19 protein-coding genes are annotated in these 21968 nt (G+C 72.3%); 11 read left to right on the top strand and 8 right to left on the bottom strand.

Translation table 11 applies throughout. The features are described from left to right. The first annotated feature begins 151 nt into the window (after positions 1 to 151). The 4 genes from ACYVOO_RS12620 (at position 152) to ACYVOO_RS12605 (ending at position 3089) form a co-directional block, all read left to right on the top strand. Positions 152 to 472, top strand: a complete 321-nt coding sequence (locus ACYVOO_RS12620) for a DMT family transporter (RefSeq protein ID WP_453345169.1) — start codon at positions 152 to 154, stop codon at positions 470 to 472. After that, complete coding sequence (locus ACYVOO_RS12615; protein WP_461015745.1) at positions 472 to 1011, top strand: TetR/AcrR family transcriptional regulator; 540 nt, start codon at positions 472 to 474, stop codon at positions 1009 to 1011. Before ACYVOO_RS12620 ends, ACYVOO_RS12615 begins: the two co-directional genes overlap by 1 nt. A 137-nt stretch (positions 1012 to 1148) precedes the next feature. Next, entirely contained in the window at positions 1149 to 2138 is a 990-nt protein-coding gene (dapD, locus tag ACYVOO_RS12610) for a 2,3,4,5-tetrahydropyridine-2,6-dicarboxylate N-succinyltransferase (protein WP_461015744.1), read from the top strand. Between the two features lie 96 nt (positions 2139 to 2234). Beyond that, complete coding sequence (locus tag ACYVOO_RS12605) at positions 2235 to 3089, top strand: EI24 domain-containing protein (protein ID WP_461015743.1); 855 nt, start codon at positions 2235 to 2237, stop codon at positions 3087 to 3089. Between the two features lie 56 nt (positions 3090 to 3145). On the opposite strand, the gene ACYVOO_RS12600 is transcribed toward ACYVOO_RS12605, so the two are convergent. Together ACYVOO_RS12600 and ACYVOO_RS12595 are read right to left on the bottom strand one after the other, a co-directional pair. Continuing rightward, entirely contained in the window at positions 3146 to 3847 is a 702-nt protein-coding gene (locus ACYVOO_RS12600) for a response regulator (protein WP_461015885.1), read from the bottom strand. A 122-nt stretch (positions 3848 to 3969) separates the two neighbouring features. Then, complete coding sequence (locus ACYVOO_RS12595) at positions 3970 to 5169, bottom strand: sensor histidine kinase (protein WP_461015742.1); 1200 nt, start codon at positions 5167 to 5169, stop codon at positions 3970 to 3972. 204 nt (positions 5170 to 5373) lie between these two features. Here ACYVOO_RS12595 and ACYVOO_RS12590 point away from each other — a divergent pair, with 204 nt between their 5' ends. After that, complete coding sequence (locus tag ACYVOO_RS12590; protein WP_461015741.1) at positions 5374 to 6315, top strand: ABC transporter ATP-binding protein; 942 nt, start codon at positions 5374 to 5376, stop codon at positions 6313 to 6315. A 1-nt stretch (position 6316) separates the two neighbouring features. Continuing rightward, entirely contained in the window at positions 6317 to 7096 is a 780-nt protein-coding gene (locus ACYVOO_RS12585; RefSeq protein WP_461015740.1) for an ABC transporter permease subunit, read from the top strand. Between the two features lie 102 nt (positions 7097 to 7198). Here the strand turns inward: ACYVOO_RS12585 and ACYVOO_RS12580 are convergent, their stop codons facing one another. Then, positions 7199 to 9097 carry an endonuclease/exonuclease/phosphatase family protein gene (locus tag ACYVOO_RS12580; RefSeq protein ID WP_461015739.1) on the bottom strand — a complete coding sequence of 633 codons (1899 nt, stop codon included), beginning with the start codon at positions 9095 to 9097 and terminating at the stop codon, positions 7199 to 7201. Positions 9098 to 9275: 178 nt separating this feature from the next. On the opposite strand from ACYVOO_RS12580, the gene ACYVOO_RS12575 reads away from it, so the two are divergent. Next, positions 9276 to 10820, top strand: a complete 1545-nt coding sequence (locus ACYVOO_RS12575) for a hypothetical protein (RefSeq protein WP_461015884.1) — start codon at positions 9276 to 9278, stop codon at positions 10818 to 10820. A 155-nt stretch (positions 10821 to 10975) separates the two neighbouring features. Here ACYVOO_RS12575 and ACYVOO_RS12570 read toward each other — a convergent pair whose 3' ends face one another. Beyond that, positions 10976 to 11437 carry a hypothetical protein gene (locus tag ACYVOO_RS12570; protein ID WP_461015738.1) on the bottom strand — a complete coding sequence of 154 codons (462 nt, stop codon included), beginning with the start codon at positions 11435 to 11437 and terminating at the stop codon, positions 10976 to 10978. A 74-nt stretch (positions 11438 to 11511) separates the two neighbouring features. Beyond that, positions 11512 to 12693 carry a chymotrypsin family serine protease gene (locus ACYVOO_RS12565; protein WP_461015737.1) on the bottom strand — a complete coding sequence of 394 codons (1182 nt, stop codon included), beginning with the start codon at positions 12691 to 12693 and terminating at the stop codon, positions 11512 to 11514. A 474-nt stretch (positions 12694 to 13167) separates the two neighbouring features. On the opposite strand from ACYVOO_RS12565, the gene ACYVOO_RS12560 reads away from it, so the two are divergent. Continuing rightward, on the top strand, positions 13168 to 14658 hold the full coding sequence (locus ACYVOO_RS12560; protein ID WP_461015736.1) for an alkaline phosphatase PhoX: 1491 nt from the start codon (positions 13168 to 13170) through the stop codon (positions 14656 to 14658). A gap of 45 nt (positions 14659 to 14703) precedes the next feature. Here ACYVOO_RS12560 and ACYVOO_RS12555 read toward each other — a convergent pair whose 3' ends face one another. After that, entirely contained in the window at positions 14704 to 15345 is a 642-nt protein-coding gene (locus ACYVOO_RS12555) for a chorismate mutase (RefSeq protein ID WP_461015735.1), read from the bottom strand. Between the two features lie 90 nt (positions 15346 to 15435). Next, positions 15436 to 17190 (bottom strand): amidohydrolase, encoded by a 1755-nt coding sequence (locus tag ACYVOO_RS12550; RefSeq protein ID WP_461015734.1) that lies wholly within the window; start codon positions 17188 to 17190, stop codon positions 15436 to 15438. Between the two features lie 154 nt (positions 17191 to 17344). Between ACYVOO_RS12550 and ACYVOO_RS12545 the strand changes: the two genes are divergently transcribed. Both ACYVOO_RS12545 and ACYVOO_RS12540 read left to right on the top strand, forming a co-directional pair. Continuing rightward, complete coding sequence (locus ACYVOO_RS12545) at positions 17345 to 17572, top strand: putative leader peptide (protein WP_461015733.1); 228 nt, start codon at positions 17345 to 17347, stop codon at positions 17570 to 17572. Positions 17573 to 17781: 209 nt separating this feature from the next. Next, a complete protein-coding gene (locus ACYVOO_RS12540) occupies positions 17782 to 19233 on the top strand; it encodes a sulfatase family protein (RefSeq protein WP_461015732.1) in 1452 nt (483 codons plus the stop codon). 112 nt (positions 19234 to 19345) lie between these two features. On the opposite strand, the gene ACYVOO_RS12535 is transcribed toward ACYVOO_RS12540, so the two are convergent. Continuing rightward, positions 19346 to 20170, bottom strand: a complete 825-nt coding sequence (locus tag ACYVOO_RS12535) for a crotonase/enoyl-CoA hydratase family protein (RefSeq protein ID WP_461015883.1) — start codon at positions 20168 to 20170, stop codon at positions 19346 to 19348. Positions 20171 to 20572: 402 nt separating this feature from the next. Here ACYVOO_RS12535 and ACYVOO_RS12530 point away from each other — a divergent pair, with 402 nt between their 5' ends. After that, the gene (locus ACYVOO_RS12530) at positions 20573 to 21853 is read left to right on the top strand and encodes a YeeE/YedE family protein (RefSeq protein ID WP_461015731.1); all 1281 of its coding nucleotides are present in this window, start codon (positions 20573 to 20575) and stop codon (positions 21851 to 21853) included. Positions 21854 to 21968: the final 115 nt, after the last annotated feature.

The raw sequence follows: 21968 nt of genomic DNA, 5'->3' as shown, positions 1-21968 counted from the left end.
TCTGACATCTGGCATCCGAGATCCGGCGCCCAGGGCCGTGCCCGTCAGCGAGGCTGACGGGCACGGCCCTTTTTGTGTCCGCGTGTCCGTGTGCGAGGGGGGCGTCGGCCTTTGTGTACGCTCGTACGCACCCTTGTGTACGCTCGTACGCATGATGTATGTGACGCTCGCGGGAGCGATCTTCGCCGAGGTGCTCGCGACCACGGCCATGAAGTACAGCGACGGCTTCAGCAAGCTGTGGCCCTCGCTGATCACGGCGCTGGGGTACCTCGTGGCCTTCGGGCTGCTCGCGCAGACGCTCAAGACCATGTCGGTCGGCACCGCCTACGCGATCTGGGCCGGGGTGGGCACGGCGGCCGTCGCCGCGATCGGCATGGTGTTCGTCGGTGAGCCGGTGACCGCCGCGAAAATCATCGGTGTGCTGCTGGTGATCGCCGGAGTCGTCGTCCTCAACCTGGGCGGAGCGCACTGATGCCGCGCCGCTACGACCCGGAGCGGCGGCAGCGCATCATCGACGCCGCGATCCGCGTCGTCGAGCTGAAGGGGATCGGCGGCCTCAGCCACCGCGTGGTCGCGGCCGAGGCCGACGTACCGCTGGGCTCCACGACGTACCACTTCGCCAGCCTGGACGATCTGCTGGTCGCCGCGCTGGAGCAGGTCACCAGCGAGCCGCAGAGCGCCGTCGAGAGCTGGCACGAGGAGCTGTCCAAGGAGGTGCCGCTGGCCGACGCGCTGACGCGGCTGCTGGAGCAGTACACCTCGGGCGGGCGTGGGCGGATCCGGCTGGAGTACGAGCTGTACCTCGCCGCGCTGCGCAGGCCCGCGCTCCAGCCTGTGGCCAGGGCGTGGCTGGACGAGATGTGCGAGGTGATCGGGCGCCACACGCGGGACGAGGGCACGGCGTGCGCCCTGGTGGCGATCATCGACGGGCTGCTGCTCCAGACGCTGCTCGCCGACCGCACCTTCGACCCCGAGGAGGTCAGGGCCGCGCTCGCCCGCGTCATCGGCTGAGGGGTGGGCGGGGTTGCGGGGGTTGGTCGACGGGGGTGGCCCGGGGCCCGAGGGCGGCTCGGGCCGAGGTGGGGGCGGGTGCCCGCATGGCAGGACCGGTTCGTCATCGCGGCGCGAATCCGGATAGCGTTCGACGTATGACCGAAGCACCCAGCACTCGTACCACCGGCGCAGTCGCCGCCGGGCTCGCCACCGTCGCCGCCGACGGTACCGTCCTCGACACCTGGTTCCCCGCGCCCGAGCTGGCCGCCGAAGCCGGTCCCGCCGGTACCGAGCGGCTGAGCCCCGAGCGGGCCGCCGAGCTGCTGGGGGAGGCGGCGCCCAAGGCGCTGGGTCCCGACCCGGTGCGCGGGGTGGAGATCGTGGCCGTACGGACGGTCATCGCCTCCCTCGACGACAAGCCGCTGGACACCCACGACGTCTACCTGCGGCTCCACCTGCTCAGCCACCGCCTGGTGAAGCCGCACGGGCTGAGCCTGGAGGGCCAGTTCGCGCTGCTCGCGAACGTGGCCTGGACCACGCTCGGGCCTGTCGCCGTGGACCAGATCGAGCAGGTGCGGCTGGCCGCGCGCGCCGCGGGCAAGCAGGTGAACGTCACCAGCGTCGACAAGTTCCCGCGCATGACCGACTACGTCGCGCCCAAGGGCGTGCGCATCGGCGACGCCGACCGCGTCCGCCTCGGCGCGCACCTGGCCGAGGGCACCACGGTCATGCACGAGGGCTTCTGCAACTTCAACGCGGGCACCCTCGGCACCTCCATGGTCGAGGGCCGCATCAGCGCGGGCGTCGTCGTCGGCGACGGCTCCGACATCGGCGGCGGCGCGTCGATCATGGGCACCCTCTCCGGCGGCGGCAAGCAGACCGTCTCCATCGGCGAGCGCTGCCTCCTCGGCGCCGAGGCGGGCATCGGCATCTCGCTCGGCGACGACTGCATCGTCGAGGCGGGCCTCTACGTCACCGCGGGCACGCGCGTCTCGCTGCCCGACGGCAAGATCGTCAAGGCGGCCGAGCTGAACGGCGCGAGCAACCTGCTCTTCCGCCGCAACTCCACCTCCGGCAAGGTCGAGGTGCTTCAGCGCACCGGCTCCTGGGGCGGCCTGAACGAGGCGCTGCACAGCAACAACTGACGCACTCCCCGGAGTTCTCGCCGAGGTTCGCGGGAACTCGCGCCCCGGCAGGGGTTCCCGCCACCGCGCATGCCCGTAGGCCATAGGCTTACGGGCATGCGCGATCTTGCAGCGGGAGTACGGTACTTGGGCCGCGGACAGCGGTGGGTCCTGAGCCACGGGCGCTGGTTCGGCTTCGGGCTGCTGCCCGCGCTGGTCACGCTCGTGTTGTACGGGGTGGTGCTCACCGTCCTCGCCTTCTGGACCGACAACATCGCCGCATGGGCCACGCCCTTCGCCGACGACTGGTCCGAGGGCTGGCGCACCACCCTCCGCGCCCTGTTCGCCGTGCTGCTGTGGGCGGGCGGACTGCTGCTGTCGGTGCTCACCTTCACCGCCGTGACGCTGCTCGTCGGTGACCCCTTCTACGAGAAGCTGTCCGAGCAGGTCGAGGAGTCCGAGGGCGGCTGCCCGGAGGGTGTCGACCGGCCGCTGGCCAGCGAACTGTGGATCTCCCTGCGCGACAGCCTCTATGTCCTGTGGCGCGCGATGCTCCTCGGCGTACCCCTCTTCTTCCTCGGCTTTGTGCCCGTGATCGGGCAGACCGTGATCCCGGTGCTCGGGTTCTGCGTCTCCGGGTTCTTCCTCACCCTGGAGCTGACGTCCGTCGCGATGCAGCGCCGCGAGATCCCGGTGCGGGAAAGGCTGCGGGTACTGCGTGGCCGCAAGGCCCTCGCGCTCGGATTCGGGGTGCCCCTGGTGCTGTGCTTCCTGGTGCCCTTTGTCGCGGTGCTGCTGATGCCCGGCGCGGTGGCAGGCGCGGCACTCCTGGTCCGCGACGTGACGGGACACGACGACACACCGAGGCACGACGGTATGGCGAACCCCGGCGGTGTGACAGGGCACGACGGTGCGACGGGCCCAGGCGGTCCGGCAGGGCAGGGCGGCGTGACGGGGCCCGGCGTCTACTGACCATGCCGGGCCGATGGTGGCTCCCCCACTCCATCCGACCCCACCACGACGGGGCATCACGGCAAGGCGGTCGGTGCGGACGGACCCGCCGCCTTCACCAGGCCGTTCTCGTAGGCGACGATCACCAACTGCGCGCGGTCGCGGACTCCGAGCTTCGTGAGCAGGTGGCTCACATGCGTCTTCACGGTCGCTACCCCGAGATACAGGCGCTTGGCGATCTGGCTGTTGGACAGGCCACGGGCAACGAGTGTCAGCACCTCCCGTTCGCGTTCGGTCACGCCGTCCAGGTCCTTGCCCAGCAGAGGAGAGGGCTCCGGGCGACGGGCGAACTCCGCGATCAAGCGCCGTGTCACGGCGGGAGCCAGCAGCGCGTCACCCGCGGCGACGACGCGGAGGGCGGCCAGCAACTCGCCCGGCGGAGTGTCTTTGAGCAGAAAGCCGCTGGCACCGGCGCGCAGCGCCGCGTACACATAGTCGTCCAGGTCGAACATGGTCAGGATGAGCACCCGAGTGTCCGGCGTCTCAGGCGCGCCGCAGATCTGCCGGGTCGCCTCGATGCCGTCCATGTCGGGCATCCGTACGTCCATGAGGACGACGTCCGGTGGGTCCTGACGGGCCAGCCGCACCGCTTCCTCGCCCGTCGCGGCCTCCCCCGTGACGGCGAGTCCGGGCTCGGCGTCGACCAGGACCCGCAGACTGCCACGCAACAGCGCCTGATCGTCGGCCAGCAGGACGCGGGTCGGCACGGGAGCGGACATCGGCGCGGAGCTGGACGCCAAGGCGGGTGCTGGGCCTGCCTCTGGACCTGGACCCGACTCGGGACCGAGACCGGAGCCTGGACCGGGTGCGGGGTCGTTGTCGGCCGACGCGTCCGCGTCGTTCACTGCGCCTCCTTGTACGGCAGGGTGGCGGTCACCGCGAAGCCGCCTTCGGGGCGCGGTCCCGCGGTGAACGTACCGCCGTATGCCGCGACCCGCTCCCGCATCCCGAGAATGCCGTGGCCACCGACGGGTTCGGACTGCTGCGCCGACCGCGCCGGGCAACGGCCGTCGTCAGTCACCTGGATGCGCACCTCGCGCCCGCTCCCTTCGACCACCACGCGGCAGGGCGTCCCCGGCGCCGCGTGTCTGGCCACATTGGTGAGTGCCTCCTGCACGATCCGGTGAACGGTGAGCCCTATCCCCTCCGGGAGCCCTTCCACTCCGCGTATGGACAGTTCCGCGCCTGCCCGCTCCGCCAGTTCAGGCAGCGTGTCGGGGCCGGGCGCCGGGCCGAGCGCGGACGGGGGCAGCCGTGCGCCGTCCGTCTCGGAGCGCAGGACGCCGAGCATCCGCCGCATGTCGGCGAGCGCCTCACGGCTGGTGGTCTCGATGACGCGCAGCGCGTCGTACGCCTCCTCGGGACGTGTGCGTATGACGTGGTTGGCGACACCCGCCTTGACCGCGATCAGGCCCATGCTGTGAGTCACCACGTCGTGCAGCTCGCGGGCGATGCGCAGCCGTTCCTCGGTGACGGCCCGCTGCGTGAGGTGCTCGGCCGTACGCGCCGCGTCCGCGCGCCGCTGCCGGACAGCACGCCCCAGCTCCCACGCACCGAGCAGCGCCGCGAAGCCGAGCAGCAGCAGACCGGGGCCGCCCGCCCACCAGTACGCCGGCTCCGCGCGCACCGGCCCCAGCGCCGCGGCGACGCAGAGCAGCGCGATGGCGAGGGCGCGGAGCCACCGCTCCCACCAGCGGCGCAGTGAACTCGTGAGCGCGACGGTATAGAGCGCGAAGGCCGCGGGGAGAAGGGGATCCCACATCGCGTCCCTGGCCACCGCCAGCGCGGTCACCAGGACCACGGCGATGAACACCGGCAGCGGCCGGACCCGCCTGAGGGTGAGCGGCACGGTGGCCGCGACCATCAGCACGAGCTGCTCCCACGGCGGGGCCCCGCCAGACACCGGGCCGGATCCGGGCGTGGTCTCGGCTGGGCCGGTGGCAAGCAGCACTGCCGTGTACCCGGACACGATCACGCCGTCCACCACGATCAGCCGACGCCTGTTCAGCCATCGGGCCAAAATGGGGTATTGCTCTTCCACGTCCATTTTTCTCCCCCTGTTCACCGCAAGACCGTAGTCGCAGCGGGCTGACCGCCGCTTCCGTCTCCGGGCTGTCCTCCCGGCTCCTCCTCGGGACGGATACGCGGGCCGCTTCGACGGGGTCGCTCAGCCTCTGGGTGGAGCTGTTTCGCTCCGGCTGTGGACTGATGTGCCGGGTCCGGTCGGTGCGGGATCGTCATCGGCATGATCGAAGTCTGCGAACTGACCAAGCGCTTCGGCCGGATCACCGCGGTCGACGGACTGTCCTTCCAGGTACGTCCGGAGCGGGTGACCGGCTTTCTCGGGCCGAACGGCGCGGGCAAGTCCACCGCGATGCGCATGATGCTGGATCTGGACAGGCCGACCAGCGGCCATGTCCGCATCGAGGGCCTGCCCTATCGCCAACTGCGGGAACCGCTGCGCACCGTGGGTGCCCTGCTGGACGCCGGATCGGTGCACGGAGGGCGGTCGGCGCGCGCCCATCTGCGCTGGCTGGCGCGCAGTAATCGGATAGCCGGGCGCCGGGTCAGCGAAGTCGTCGAGCTGACCGGGCTGGAGAGCGCGATCAGTCGGCGGGCGGGGAAGTTCTCGCTCGGCATGAGACAGCGGCTCGGCATCGCCGCGGCACTGCTGGGTGATCCGCGGGTGCTGCTGCTGGACGAGCCGGTCAACGGCCTCGATCCGGAAGGCATCCTCTGGTTCCGGGGCCTTATGAAGGCCCTGGCAGCCGAAGGGCGGACGGTTCTCGTCTCCAGCCACCTGATGAGCGAGGCGGCACTGACCGTGGACCACCTCGTCGTCATAGGCCGAGGACGGCTGCTCGCCGACACCAGCACCGCCGAGTTCATCGACCGCCATACGCGCTCCTGCGTGCGCGCCCGCACACCTGAACCCGAGCGGTTACGCGAGGTACTGACCGGCGCCGGCATCCGCGTCGAGGAGGGGCCCCACGGCAGTCTGGAGGCCATCGGCGCGGAGCCGGCACGAATAGGCGAGCTGAGCGCGGCACATGGAGTGACGGTGCACGAGGTGGCGCGGCAGGCGGCCTCGCTCGAAGAAGCCTTCATACGGATCACCGGCGAGTCCGTGGACTACCGGGGCACGGACTGCCGCAGCAGCGACCACGGCAACGGGGAGGTGAGATGACATGCGGGACGACATGGCATTCGGACGGGCAGTGCTCGCCGCCGAGTGGATAAAGATCCGGAGCGTGCGGTCGACGGTCTGGGCCCTGGGGCTGGCCCTGGTCCTCAGCGCAGGTCTCGGCGCGCTGATCGCACGCAGCTTCCGCGCCGACATCGAGGATGTCGTGAACTTCCATCCGGTCGTCGCCGGGCTGTACAGCGTGACGATCGGACAGCTCGCCCTCGTGGTGTTCGGGGTGCTCCTCGTCGGCTCCGAGTACTCCTCCGGGACGATACGGGCCTCGCTGGCAGCGGTGCCGATACGTGGAGCGTTCTTCGGCGGCAAGGTGCTGGCGGGCGGGGTGGTGGCGCTCGGCGTCTCGGTGGTCACCGTGCCGGTCACGTTTCTCGTGGCGCAGGCGGCACTCGGGCCGTACGGCACCACGCTCGGCGCGGACGGAGTGCTGCCCTCGCTGGTGGGCGCCTGCGTCTATCTGACGCTCATATGCGTGTTCTCCATAGGGGTGGCGACGCTGCTGCGCAGCTCGGTGGTGTCGCTGGGGATCCTGCTGCCGCTGCTCTTCCTCGGCTCCCAGGGGCTCGGGAACGTCCCGGTGCTGAAGAGCGTCCTCCAGTACTTTCCTGACCAGGCAGGCATGGTGCTCATGCGCATCGGAGGCCCGCAGGAGGACCCACGCTTCGGCCAGGACTACGGCCCATGGGGTGCGCTGGCGCTCTTGGTGGCGTGGACGTCCGTCGCACTTCTCGCCGGTTACGTGACGCTGCGCCGCCGTGACACCTGACCCCTTCGCGGCCGGCCTACCCGCGGCGGGGGGATGAGAGAGCGTGCTCCGTCACCTCCCCCGCCTCGGGTCGTGCCCCTTGGGCTACGCCCCGCAGTCGGGTCAGGAGAGGGGGAGACGGACCACCGACGGGTCGTGGTCGCTGGACTGGTCGTGGAATTCCGCGTTGATGTGGACGACGTCGTAGTCCACCCGGCCCGCGCCGGGGCTGGTCAGCACATGGTCCAGAGACTGCGAGTTCCCGTTGAACACATAGCCGTACCGCTCGTTCGCGGGCAGCCGGTTCATCGGGCTGGTCAGTGCGCGGCCCGCGCGCAGTGCGTCGAGAGTGGGGGAGAAATTGAAGTCATTGAAGTCGCCCGCGGCGACGACCACCGCCTTGGGGTCGATCGCGCGCAGATCCTTCACGAAGGAGTTCACCAGCTTTCCCTGCTCGATGCGCTGCGGCTCGGAGTACCGGTTGGGCGGCTGGATGCGCCCCTCCAGCGGCTGGTCGCCCTCCAGGTCGCCACCGCCCTTCGAGCTGAAGTGGTTGGCGATCACGAAGACGGGGCGCCCACGGAAGCGGAACTCGCCCGCCAGCGGCTTGCGGCTCGCCTCCCATGCCGCGTCCTGCGGCGCGATGCGGCCGGGGGAGGCGGACAGGGCGGGGGCGCCGTCCCGCTCGACGGCCTGGACGGGGGTGGTCGCGTCGCCGCCCGGGCGGTCGGTGAAGGAGACCCGCTGGGGGTTGTAGAGGAAGGCGACGCGGATGTTGCCGCCAGGCTGGCCGCCGTCGGCGTTGTCGGCCGGGTTGATCTGGCGCCACTCGTACGCGGGCCCGCCCGCGTCCTTGATGGCGGCGGTCAGCTTCTCCAGCGTCGCGTCGGCGGCCACGGTGCCGTCGTCGGCCGGGCCCGTGTTGTCCTGGACCTCTTCCACGGTCACGATGTCGGGGGAGGCCAGGTTGGTGACGAGGGCTTCGGCGAGGCGCGTGAACTTGGCGGGGTCCGTCTTGGGGGAGAGGTTCTCCACGTTGTAGGTGGCGACGGAGAGTTCGTCCTCGCGCTGGGGGCGGGTCTTCTCGCGGGCGAGGCCGCGGTCCTTCAGCTCACCGAGTGTGGTCGCGCGTACCGCGTAGCCGCCGAACTGGTCGTAGTCCAGGGGGCCCGCGGTGGTGCCCTTCAGCGCGTCGCCGACGTTCGCCTCAGGGAAGGGGCGCTCGGAGAAGGGGATGAGGGAGGAGACCTTCATCCGGGCACCGTTCTGCTGGGTGTACGAGCCGTAGAGGGTGCCGCCGCGCGGGGTGCGGTTCTCATGGGGGTCGGCGGTCACCCACAGCTCGTTGTACTGGGTCGTGGGGCCGGTGACCGGCGCGTTCCTGACGGAGGTGCGCATGCCTTCGAGGGACTCGTACAGGTCCAGTGCGTAGCTGCGGGGGCGCAGGGTGAGGGGTTCGATGTTTCCGTCGTCGTTCTTGGCGCGCGGCGCGTATCTGCCGGGGACGCGGTCGGCGTCGAGGTGTTCGGCACGGGGCAGCCGGTTGCCGTGGGACTCCACGGTCCAGGTCGCCTTGGAGAGCTGGGTGAGGGACTGGCCCCCGGAGCCCGCGCCGCCGGGGTAGAACTCGCTGACGTCGCCCGTGACGCGCAGCGCGTCGCCGACCGAGACATCGGGGGTGGTTCCGCCGGTGTAGACGAAGATCCCCTCACTGGTCGACGGGTCGTCGTCCGGTGAGGGGTCCTGGAGCCAGAAGCCGCGGGCCGAGCCGAAGCCGCGTATCGCGGTGACGACGCCGGGTACGTCCGTCACCCGCTCGCCCTTGAGGGGCGAGACGCGGGTGGGGCCCTGGATGTCGTGGACGCGGGTGCCCTCACCGGCTCCGCTCGCGGCGGCCGACGAGGCGGAGGAGGGAAGGACGAAGAGCGTGGAACACAGCGCGGCGAGGGTGAGCGCGCAGGTACGTGCGAGGCGAGACGACAACGGTCCCTCCGAGGGGGTGACGGACGTGGTGCCGGGCATTCTCTACGCGCGTAAAGTCTGCTGGCGAAACGGGAGTTGTCAAGGACGTGACGTATCTTCGGGTCCGGGCGGCCGGAGCGGGTCATTGGTAAGTGCACGATTCGGGCAGCGGGGGACAGATCCCGTCTACCCTGGGGGCCTTGCACCGTCCGTACCCCTGTAGGAGATGAACGCGCAGATGACCGGTGACGACCGTCCCACGATGCCGCCCGTACGGCTGCCTTCCGAGGCCGAGCTGGCACGGGACGCGCTCGCCGCGCCGCTCTTCGCGCGGGCCGCGAGGCTCGCGCGCTGGGCGGAGGCAGGGGTCCCCGTCGGTGCGGGCGGAGAACTGCTCTCCGACCAGCTCAAGGCCGCCGTGGAACATCTCGGCATCGACGACGACGCGGAGGCGCCCGCGCTGGCGGCCGAGGCGTGGAACCTCGCCGTGGACACCGGGCTGCTGGAGGTCGACGAGGACGAGGAGAGCGGGAACCCGGAGTCGGGGGACGGGGGCGGGGACAGGCCCGTGCTGTCCACGGACGAGCCCGTGGGCACCGCGACAGCGGGCGAGGAGCTGGAGCTGCTGACGGGCAAGGGCACCCCGGCCGAGGTGCTCGACCTGTGGCAGGGCGGCCTGGAGACCGTGCTCGCCGACGCGGCGACGCCCAGCTTCGAGGAACTGCTCGGCGGCCTGGAGAGCGCGGTCGGCGAGGACGGGCAGATCGACCCCGACTCCATCGACCTCGACTCCATGGACTGGAACCCCGAGGAGGAGGCCGACTTCCTCGACAGCGCCCTGGGCAACCTCTATCTGCTGACGGTCACCGACAGCGCCGTCGCCGGGGGCGCGATGGTGCCGCTGCCCGTCCTCGCCGCCTCGATGATCGTGCCCGAGGACATGGACGAGCCGACCGACGACATCCTCGAAGAGGTCTCGGCGGCGATGATGAAGCTCGACGAGCAGTTCCGCATCCTGGAGCCGACGGGCCTGCTCGCGTACCAGCCCGTCGACGAGGCGCTGACGCAGGAGGCCGAGGAGGGCGGCGAGCTGCCGGAGGAGCTGGACGAAGAGGACGTCTCGCGCTACGGCATGGTGCGGCTGACCCCGCTGGGCCTGCACGGGGTGCGGGTGCGGATGCGCGACGCGGGGATCGAGGCGCCCGCGGTCGGCGATCTCGCGGAGGCGGACGCGCGGCGGCTGCTCGACGCGCTGCCGCTGTACTCGGAGGCCGACGCGCAGACCGAGAGCGAGACGTGGCTCGCGGCCCGCGCGCCCGTCGACGCGGCACGCGAACTCCTCGCCGCGGCACGCGGCGCCGACGAGGACGCGCCCGCGCGCCGCCTCGGCTGTCAGCAGGCGCTCTCCCTCGCGGGCGCCGAAGCGGAGCCCGCGCTGCGCGAGGTGCTGGACGACAGGGAACTGGGCGGGCTGGCGCGGGTGTGGCTGGCCGAACGCGGCGCGGGGGACGTGCCGCAGCCCGATGAGGAGATGGTCTTCTGGCTGACTGTCGACACCATCGCGGCGCAACTGGCCATGGCGGGCGAGCCCTCCGAGTCGGACGAGCTGCAAGGCTTGGTGCAGGGTCTGGTCGATCAGCACGCGGGGTTCTTCGACAAGGTGTGGAAGGTGGAGCACCCCGCCACGGGCGACGTCCTGGAGGCCATGGGCCGCGTCCACCCCGACAAGCGCACGGCCAAGGAGGCCCGTAAGGCCGCCTTCAAGGCCCGCAGCCGCGCCTGACGGCCCCCAGCACCCCAGCGCAGCGCCCCACCATCCCGCCCCCGTCGCCTCGCCGCCCCCGGGCCTGTCCTCTTCCCGGCCCCGCTCCGGCACGCCTCCGCCGTCCCGGCCCCCGCCGGGGGAGAGGGGGACCGGGGAAGGCCGGAGGGGGGGCGTCAGACGCCGAAGCGCGTCGTGTGGCGGAAGGAGGACGCGGCTCCGTCGAACCCGTACGTGCCGCGGTAGGCGGGCGGATTCTGGTATTCGCCGACGATCACCAGCGTGTCCGCGCAGGACCCCTGTCCTCCGGTCCGCTTCGCGTCCAGGCGCAGTTGCTGGCCGATGGACCCGCCGGTGATCTCCCAGGGCGCGCCGCAGATGCCGCAGGTGATCCGGCCGCCGGTCACCACGTGCGGATACGTGTTGGGGTTGTACGTCACCTCGATGGCGAACGTGACGGCGCCGTTGTGCAGCGCCAGCGTGTTCGTGACCTCCAGCGCCTCGGCCGGGACCTCCGTCTGCGGTGAGGCGAACGCCTCGTCCCGCGTCTTGACCTCCGCACCCTGCGGGTTGATGAAGCGGTGTTCCTTGCGGACGGCTGTGGTGCCGCCCTTCTTCTTCTGCGCGGCCGTGGCCATGGCGCGTCCCCCTTCCGGGACGGGGCGGTACGGGCGGTACGAGCAGTACGGGCGGTACGGGGCCGGGGCGGTGCTCAGGCCAGTTGTTCGGCGATCTCGACGCGCAGCAGGGCGCGCACCGTCTCGATGTGGTTGACGACGGTGACGACGGAGGAGCCCGCGAAGAGGAGCCCGAGGGCCACGTTGTCCGGCGAGGTGACCAGGGAGCCCGAGTCGCCGCCCGCCGAGATGTTGGTGGTCAGGATCTGGTCCTTGAAGCGGGCTGTTCCGGCCGTGCCGTAGTCCACGTCGATGGTCGCGTCGATCGCGATGACGCGGCCGAAGCTGATGTTGGTGGTGCGGCCCGTCTTCTTCACCGGGTCGCCGACGGCCACGTTGGCCTTGCGGCGCCAGCTCAGCGGCGCGCCGCTGAAGTACTGCTCGCGGGTCGCGTCCTGGAAGTCGACGCGCCCGAGCGCCGCGTCGACCACGTTGCTGTGCCGCTCCAGCGGGATCTGCGGCGCGAACTGGATGGTCACGAAGCGGTCCAGCGTCGCGATCCGGTCCACGGGGTCCTGCCCGCCGTCGAACACGCCCGGCTGCACGATGGCGCTGCCGGGCTGGGCGCGGTTGGAGTCGGCGAGGACGTGGTTGTTGGACAGGATGTAGAACCGCGACGGGGAGCCGAGGCCCGGCGCGGGAGGGTCGACGGTGGCGTCGGGCAGCAGGTCGTAGACCACGCTGCCGAGCGTGCCTGCCGTCACCCGTACGTTCCCCACCGAGAAGCCGGAGGGGCAGGGGCGCAGCCTGCGGATCAGGGCCTGCGCGTCCCGCGTCGAGCTGAGGCCGCGGCTGATCTGGCCCAGCTCCTCCAGCAGCGGCGTCGAGACGCCCGACAGCTGCTCGACGACCGAGGCGTCGGGGCGGTATCCGCCGGGCTGGTCGTCGGCCCGCCGCCCGCCAGGGCGGGACTGGCTGGCCTGGCGCTGCGCCGACACCTGGCCGACGGCGACCACGTCCGTGGGGGTGCCGTCGTCCATCACGGGCGGTACGACATCGCGTTCGGCGAGCATCGACTCGGGGACCTTCTGCGTCACGAAGACGAGTACGGCTTGCTCGCCCGTGGGCCGTCCGCCGGTCCACTTCACGCCGTGGCCGAAGCCGACGACGTTCGCGAGCGGTGCCTGGGGGCGCAGGAAGTCCGACGTCGCCTGCTGGCGGGAGGTCTCGCTGACCTTGCCGCCGGTGGGTCCTCGCATCATCTCGGGCTGGCTCACGCCAACCACCTCTTCTCTTCGCCTGGCCGGTCGGCCGGTCCGGGGCATCGGCGCCAGGGCTGCGACGCCGGGGCTGCGGCGCCAGAGCATCGGTTCCGGGGCGCCGGGGCGCCGGGGCGCCGGGGCGCCGGACCCGGGGCATCGGCGTGGAGCGGGACGTGCTGCCTGTCTCCTGCCTGCCTATTGCCGGGCCGCGGGGCGGTCAAGGCGGTACGTCATAAATCATGCTGTTGAGCGGCTCTTGCCGCCGATGACCTTGTTTGCCATGGTTCTTTGCGCAGAGTGTCTTCCAGTGCGTCCGAGCACATCCGCCCCCGCGCCACCCGCCGCGCTTCGGCCCCGCGCCACCCGCCGCGCTCCGGAGAATGCGGGCAAACAGCGCCCGGACTTCGTGCGGTGTTCAGCGACGGTTCGCCGTGGGGCGCGACCGTGTCGGGCGCCATCGCTCAACGGTGCCGCCCATGAGGAGTGAAGATGTCGCTCAGCCGCAGAGACTTCGCCGTGCGTTCCGCGCTCACCGGAGCGGGGGTCGCGATCGTCGGCAGCGCCGGTGTCCTGGCCACGGCCCCCGGCGGGCTCTCCAGCGCGGCGGCCGAGCCGCTGGACGCGGCGGGGAACGGCTCGGGTGCGGGCAACGGCGAGCGCGGCACCCGCGGTTATGGCCCCCTGGTACCGGACCCGGACGGGCTCCTCGCGCTGCCCGCTGGCTTCGCGTACCGCGTGCTGACCCGCAGCGGCGAGACCACCCTGGAGACCGGCGAGTCCACCCCGTCCAACCACGACGGCACCGCTACCTTCGAGGGTCCTCGCGGCAGCGTCCTGCTGGTCAACAACCATGAGCTGAAGGGCCCGCGCGCCAACTGGAAGCACCCCGTCCCCCTGACCGAGGGCCTCGTCTACGACCCCGCGGCCTCCGGCGGCTGCACGGTCGTCGAGGTCGCGGGCGGTGCGGGAAAGGGCGGCGGGCGCGGAGGACACGTCACCGAGTGGGTCGGCATCGCGGGCACCTCCACCAACTGCGCGGGCGGGCGCACACCGTGGGGCACGTGGCTGACCTGCGAGGAGAACACGGACAGGGCCGGCGAGAACGGCATGACCAAGGACCACGGCTACGTCTTCGAGGTCGACCCGTACGACCGTCGCGCCAACCGGAACCCGAAGCCGCTCAAGGCCCTCGGACGCTACGACCACGAGGCCGTCGTCGTGGACCCCAAGCGCGGTCACCTGCTGCTGACCGAGGACGCCTCAGGCCCCAACGGGCTCCTCTACCGCTGGGTCCCGCCGCACGGCTTCCGGCACGGGCGCGGCAAGCTGCGCGGGCTCGCCGACGACGCGGGGGTGCTCCAGGCGATGAAGTGCTCCGACTCCGGCGGCCGTTTCGTCGACGACCTCTCGCGCGCCACCAGGCCGGGCACCGTCTACGGCGTCGACTGGGCCGAGGTCCCCGAGCGCGACGCGCGCGAGACCGACGTGCGCGCGCAGTTCGGGGACGGCGAGGTCACCCGTGCCAGAAAGCTGGAGGGCATGTGGTGGGCCGACGGGGGCGCGTACGTCGTCTCCTCGTACGCCCGTGAGGACGACAGCCCCGGCGCGCCGCACGACGGCCAGGTCTGGTTCTACGACCCGAGGCACCGCACCCTCACCCTCAAGGTGCTGCTCAGCGTCAACGCCGACCCGTCGAAGGACGGCGCGTTCGACGGCCCCGACAACATCACGGTCTCGCCGTACGGCGGGCTCGTCATCGCCGAGGACGGCGAGGGCGTGCAGCACCTCTTCGGCGCGACGGATGATGGCGCGACGTATCCCATCGCCCGCAACGAGCTGAACCTCGGCACGCCGGACGACCCCTCGTACAGCGAGTTCACCGGGGTCGTCTTCTCGCCGGACGGGAAGACGCTCTACGCCAACATCCAGGACCCCGGGATCATGTTCGCGATCACGGGGCCCTGGCGCAGGCAGCGCTGACGGCAGGGCCGCCCACGGGGGTCAGCCCGGTCAGCCCCGTGCGGCTCAGTACTCGCGGACGCAGACGGAGGGCACGGCGCGGGCGAGTCCCGCGCCGTGCAGTGCGTCGAGGCGCTGGGTGAGCGCCGCACGCGCGGAGCCGTGGACGAGGCGGGCGGCGCAGGACGGGGCGTGGCGCGCGTCCTCGGTCTCCTTGAGCCGCTCCAGCAGCCCGGTGGTGATCCGGTCGAGGGCCGGGCGTACCTCCTTGGCCAGGTCGGGCCGCTCGGTGGGCCGCTCCTCGGGGTGTGCCTCCCAGCGGGCGAACAGCCCGCGCTGCACCAGCTTGTTGGCCTCGATCTGGTCCCGGAAGACGGCGGTGGCCTCCGCCGGATCGATGCCCATCCCGGCGGACCGCTCCGCCACGTCCGCCAGCACCTGGCGCTCCCGCGCCGGGTCGTCGATGGGCTGGTCTGTGCCCCACTTCGCCGCCGCGACCTTGTCGGCCAGCCGCACCCGCTCGGCCGAGAGCCCGGCGATGGCCGGGATGCCCTCGGTCGCCGGGGCGGTGGCCGAGGCGGTGACGGGGCCCTGGCCTGGGGCCGGGGCGGCGGCGGACGTGCCCGCGCCGAGCGCGGTCAGCGAGGCCGCCGCGACCGCGACGGTGAGGGCGGCCCCGAGCTTGCGGGGGAACGGGTGAGTGATCATGCGCGCATGTCTACCCCACGTCCCCCCGCGCCCAGTCCAGCCGGTCCAGCCGGTCCGGCACCGGAACGTCCCCGCACCGGAACGTGAACGTCAGGTCTGCGGCTCCAGGTCCGGGCCCAACGAGGAGAACTTCTCCTTGCTGATCACGCGTACGGGCGGCCAGGTGATGTTGTCCGGCGGCCAGCTCTGCCCCGTCTTGCGCAGGAACCAGGCGGGCGGCTCGTACATCGGCGGCTCGTAGCCCTCGGGCAGCGCCGTCTTCCAGTCGACGTCCTTCGTCCGCTCGGCGAACTCCTCCTTGAGGCCCTTGAGCAGCTTCGGCTGCGTCAGCAGATCGACGGCCGTCGCCGCGAGGTACTTGGCCGCGGCCAGCAGCGCCGTGTGCCCCGGCGACGAACCCGCGCAGGAGGCGGTCGACCAGGTGTGCATCTTCGAGCCGACCGGCGCCAGCGCCGTCCCCAGCGAGACGGTGGGCACCTGCCAGCTGATGTCGGCCACATCCGTCGAACCCCCGCCCATGAACACCGGGTTGGGCGGCGTCAGATCCGCGATCTTGTCGTGCAGCCCCTTCTCGGGGAGGCCCAGCGACTTCTGGAGCTGCTTGGCCAGGTTCTGCGCCTCGTCGGAGAACTTCGGCGGGCCGATCTGCCGCATGTTGTCGTGCATCAGCTCGGCGAAGGACTTCGAGGGCAACTGGTTCCAGCAGGCCGACGTGATCTTGTGCCGTACGGACGTCCTGCTGGCCTTGGCCGCGGCCTCGGAGACGGCGATGACCTTGTCCAGCAGCGACTGGACGCGGGCCGGACTGCCCTCGCGCACGTAGTAGGAGATCTCCGAGATCTCGGGGGTGACGTTGGGGATGTCGCCGCCGTTGACGATCGCCCAGTGGAGGCGGGCCGAGGGCGCCATGCTCTCCTCGCGCAGGAACTCCGACATCGTCGCCATCATCACCGTGGCGTCCAGCGCGCTCTTGTTGCCGAGCGGGGTGCCGCCGTGTCCCGCGACGCCGAGGAAGGTGAAGGTGATCGCGGTCATGGCGTTCGTGCTGCCCCAGCCGGTGGCGTTGCCGGTGGAGGGGTGCCAGTCCAGGAAGGCGTCGAGACCGTCGTACACGCCCTCGCTCACCGCGTACGTCTTGCCGATGAGCTGTTCCTCGGCCGTCGAACCGAAGAACTTCACGGTCACGTCGAGCTTGTGCTGCTTCGCCGCGCGCGCGACGGCTGCCGCCGCCGCCGCGGCAGCCGTGCCCAGCGCGCAGTGGCCGCAGCCGTGGCCCGGGCCGTAGCCGGGGGAGAAGGGGTCGTGGACGTAGTCGAGCGGATCGTGCTCGCCGACGCCCTTCTTCTGGGAGAGCCCGGGCAGCGCGTCGTACTCGCCGCTGAAACCGATCACCGGGCCGCCGCTGCCCTGGCTGAAGGTCGCCGTGAACGCGGTCGGGAAACCGGCCGTCCCGAACTCCACCTCGAAACCGGCCTCTCTGAGGAAGTCCGCCTCCGCGATCGAGGACTTCCACTCGCGCAGGCTCAGCTCCGCGTTCTCCCAGATCTCGTCGTTCAACCCGGTGATGCGGGACTCGTGCCGCTCGATCCACGCGAGCGCGGAGCGCTTGGCCGCGGAGTCCTGGGCGAGGCCCTCCGGGGGCTCGTAGCCGCCGTCGCCCGCCACGGAGCCGGTCGCGGCACCGGTCGCGGCCATCACGGGGTCGGCGGCGACGGCGGTCGCGGTCGCGGCGGTCACTCCGGCGGCGCCGAGCAACTGCATGATCTGGCGTCGGCTCATCCCACTCGCGGCCAGGGCCTCTTCGGCCTGCTGAGTGTGCTCGTGATGGTCATGCAGATCGCACACGGGCGCCTCCGGATTCGTGTATGGCTAAACAATCGGCTGCCGTGCGCACTCTGATCTGGTGTTGTTGCCGCGTCAAGAGGTGCGTATGGCGGTCGTGTTACGCGTGGGCCCCAAGCGTTGACGCCGTCACCAGGGCCGACAAGACTCGGCGCCCATGCGGAGACTGACGCGACGGCCCGGAAGAGGGCCCCTCGGGCGACGGGACGCGCGGTGTGCGCGGCCCGGACGGTCCGTGTCCGCCGTGCCCGCTGTGCGACGTCGGCCCGCTGACCGTACCGCCGACCGGCCCGTACGGAGCAGAGGGCGCGTCCTCGTGCGCCGCCGTCATGTCGACCTGCGGCGCGTGGCCAGCGCGGTGTGTCGCCCCGCTCCCACCGTGTGACGTGCGGCGTGTGACGCGTACGGGGTGACGGGCGGCACGCGTTGCCCGTACACGGGCCCGTACCCCTGATCGGCGCCGCGCGCCTCGTCGTCCCGCCTCTCGCAACGCAACGCAACGCGATGCGATGCGACGTGACGCGGCACGCCCGTGCCCGCGCAGAGCAACCCCGTGCCTCAGCACCCTCATCCGACCTCTTCCCGGGGAGAACCATGTCCGCAGCCCTGTCCCGTCGCGCGTTCGGCGGGCTCGTCGGTACGTCGGCGGCCACTGCCGCGATGGGCACATCCGCCGCGACGGCCGCGCCCGCCACCGGAACCGCGGCCCCGCACGCGCCGGAGGAGCGGCCGTTCCGGGCCGGCACCGGGCGCAGGTCCCGGCGCCCCAACATCCTGTTCATCCTCGGCGACGACCTCGGCTGGGCCGACCTCTCCTCCTTCGGCTCCGACCGCATCCGCACCCCGCACCTCGACGCCCTCGCCCGCGAGGGCGTCCGCTTCACCCAGGCGTACGCGGGCTCCGCGACCTGCTCGCCCACCCGCTTCTCCCTCTACACGGGCCGCTATCCGGGCCGTACCCGCGGCGGCCTCGCCGAGCCCATCGCCGACCGGAGCGAGGGGCTGGAGCCCGGCCACCCCACCCTCGCCTCTCTGCTGCGCGACGCGGGGTACGACACCGCGCTGATCGGCAAGTGGCACTGCGGCTACCTCCCCGACTACAGCCCCACCAAGTCCGGCTGGAACTCCTTCTTCGGGAACTTCGGCGGGGCGCTGGAGTACTACTCCAAGCTGGGGCTCGGCGGCGAATACGACCTCTACGAGGGCGACGCCGAGTACAAGGACCTGCGCTACTACACCCGCGTCCTCACCGAGCGCGCCGTCGACCACCTGCGCGGCAAGGGACGTAGCGGCGGCGACGCCGAGGGGGGTGGCGGGCGCGAGGAGCCCTGGCTGCTGAACCTCAACTTCACCACCCCGCACTGGCCCTGGATAGCGGAGGGCGACGAGAAGGACGCGGCACGGATCGCGAAGCGCGTGGCCGCGGGGGACTCGCGCGCGCTGCGGCACGAGGACGGCGGGTCGCTGGAGAAGTACGCCGAGATGGTCGAGGACCTCGACCGCTCGGTGGGGGAGGTGCTGGCGGCGCTGCGCGCCTCGGGCCAGGAGCGCGACACCCTCGTCTTCTTCGCCAGCGACAACGGCGGCGAGCGCTGGTCGTACCAGTGGCCGCTGTCCGGCGCGAAGGCGTCGCTCCAGGAGGGCGGCATCCGGGTCCCTGAGATCGTCCGCTGGCCCGCGCGGCTCGACGGCGGGCAGGTCAGCCACGTCCCCCACTACTCCCCGGACTGGACCGCGACCCTCCTCGAACTCGCGGGCGCGCGCCCCGCGCCTGGACACCCGCTGGACGGCCACAGCCTCGCGGGCTATCTGCTGCGCGGCGAACGGGCGCCGGAGCGCGACCTGTTCTGGCGGGTACGGGGGGAGCGCGCCCTGCGCCGCGGCGACTGGAAGTACTACCGGGGCAAGGACGGCACCGACCACCTCTACGACCTCTCCGCCGACCCCAGAGAGCTGGCCGACAGGGCGGCGGCGCAGCCCGAACGCCTCGCACGGCTGCGCGCGGCCTGGGAGAAGACGGACGCGGGACTGCTGCCGTACGCGTGACGGACGTGACGGGTGCGACGGACGCGGCGGGTGCGGCAACCGCGACGGGCGCGACGGGCGCGTTGAGAGGGCCACCGGCTCCCTCGTCGCACCCGCCCCCCTCGCCCCCCCCTCACCCGTCGCCGAGGTCGCCGAAGTCCCCGTGCCGCCCCGCGCCCGCCGCGAAGCGGGCCGCCCCCTCAGCCGCCTCGGCCAGCGCGGCCCGCCCGTGGCGCAGCTCGGCCGCCATGGCCGCCTCCTCGGAGAGGCCGTCCTGCTCGTGGACGGAGGCGAGGTCGCCGCGCAGGCAGGTCTGCGGGAAGCGGGCCAGCTCCGCGGCCAGCTCCTCCGCCGCCGCGCGGGCGCGGCCCGCAGGGACGAGCCGGTTGGCGAGGCCGATGTCGTGCGCCTCGTGCGCGTGGACGGGGCGGCCGGTGAGGATGAGGTCAGTGGCGCGGCTCGTGCCGATCAGCCGGGGCAGCCGGACCGTACCGCCGTCGATCAGGGGCACGCCCCAGCGGCGGCAGAAGACCCCGAAGACGGCGGTCTCCTCCGCGACGCGCAGATCGCACCAGAGGGCGAGTTCCAGCCCGCCCGCGACCGCGTGCCCGCTGACGGCGGCGATGACGGGCTTGGACAGCCGCAGCCGCGTCGGACCCATCGGACCGTCCCCTTCCGGCTCGACCCTGTTGCCGCGCTCCGTCCCGATCGCCTTGAGGTCGGCACCGGCGCAGAACGTGCCGCCCTCGCCCCACAGCACGGCCACCCGCGCCTCCGGGTCCGCCTCGAAGGCGCGGAAGGCGTCGGCGAGCGCGGTGGCGGTCGGCCCGTCCACGGCGTTGCGGGCCCCGGGCCGTGAGAGGACGACGGTCGTGACCGGGCCGCTGCGCTCGGTGCGCACGGCGGAAGAGGCGGTGGGGGAGGTGGGGGACGTGACGGGAGAGGTGGCGGTGGTCACGGGCTCGGTCACGGGTTCGGTCACGGAAGAACCGACCTCCAGCGGGCGCACGGGGACAGGAGCGGGCCCGACCCTACCGGCGGCTGTCCATTTTCGGTCTCGGTAAATGAGACAGGCCGGGGTGGCCGGAACTCGATGGTCTACCGTGGCACTCATGTTCGGACCCGCACGCCTGCTGGCACTCGCGCTCTTCGCGGCCACGGCGTGGAGCGTCGACGACGCGCTCTGTCGCCGCTGACGGATCTCCCCGTGGCCCCCGCCACCCCGGCGGGTGGCCGCACGGGCCGGTGACCAGGCGCTCCCGCGCGCCGCCCCCGCTCACCCGGCCCCTCACTCCCTTCCCCTCCTCTTCGTAGCGCCGTCGGCACACCCGTGTCCGGCCCCCTTCCCACGGAGACGCCCGTGACCACCGCTCCCCCCGCCGGGGCGCCGCCCCGTACCGTTCTGCTCACCCCCTCGCCCACCCATGTGCCCGCGCCCGAGGCCGCACCGGCGCCGCGCGTGCGCCGTCTGCCGCTCGCCGTCGCCGGGGTGATCGGGGTCGCGCTGACCGCGTATGTGTGGTCGGCGCATGGCGCCAAGCCCGGTGTGCTGCTCCTGCTCGGCATCGGTCTCGGCGTCGCCCTCTTCCACTCCCGCTTCGGCTTCACCTCAGCCTGGCGGCAGCTCATCGCGGTCGGCAACGGCACCGGACTGCGCGCCCACACCCTGCTGCTGGGCACCACGGCTACCCTGTTCGCGCTGATCATCGGCACGGGCAGCGGACTCTTCGGTTCCGTGCCCGCGCCCAGCGCGGGAACCCTCGGCATCGGGCTCCTGGTGGGGGCCTTCCTCTTCGCCGTCGGCATGCAGCTCGGCGGCGCCTGCGCCTCCGGCACGCTCTTCGCCGTCGGCTCGGGCCAGAGCACGATCGTGCTGACCCTCGGCGGCTTCATCGCGGGCTCGACGCTGGCGGCCTGGCAGTACGGGCTGTGGCGCGACCTGCCCGCGATGGACCCGGTCGTCTTCGCCGACCACGTCGGCTGGTTCGGTTCCTGGGTGCTGACGGTGGCGCTGCTCGCGCTCGTCTGGCTGGTCGCCCGCCGGATCCAGGCGCGGCGCACCCCGCCGCCCGTCGGCACGCCGCCGTCCGCGCGGGGCGCGCTGGCCCGCGTCCTGCGCGGCTCCTGGCCGCTGGCCGTCGGCGCGCTGGTACTGGCCGTGCTCGGCGCGGCCGTGCTGCTGGTCTCGGGCGGGGCCTGGGGCGTCACCAGCGCCTTCGCGCTGTGGGGTTCCAAGCTCGTGGGCGCGCTGGGCGGTTCGCCCGAGGCGTGGGCGTTCTGGCAGGAGCCGAAGAACGCGGCGCAGCTCTCCGGGCCCGTGCTGGCGGACAAGACCAGCCTCACCGACATCGGCATCATGGTCGGCGCCGCCGTGGCCGCTGCGGCGGGCGGCGTGTGGAAGCTGCACCGCGGCATGCCGTTGCGCACGGCGGTCGCCGCGGTCCTCGGCGGCGTCCTGATGGGGATCGGCGCCCGCATGGCCGGGGGCTGCAACATCGGCGCCTACCTCGCGGGCATCGCCTCCGGCAGCCTGCACGGCTGGATCTGGGGCGCGGTGGCCCTCGTCGGCACCTGGGCGGGCCTGCGGCTGCGCCCCCTGTTCGGCCTGGGCAACCCCAAGCCGACGGACAGCGTCTGCTGAGCGGTCCCGGCGGGCCCGGGTGCCGGATGGCGTGAATCCGCTGGTCCGCGACGAGTTCCGCGCCGGGCGATGAGTTCGGGGCGCCCGGCGGGTCACCCTCTTGAAGGAACCACGC

The organism is Streptomyces daliensis, assembly GCF_054782395.1.
This window is presented reverse-complemented; position numbering and strand designations above follow the sequence as displayed.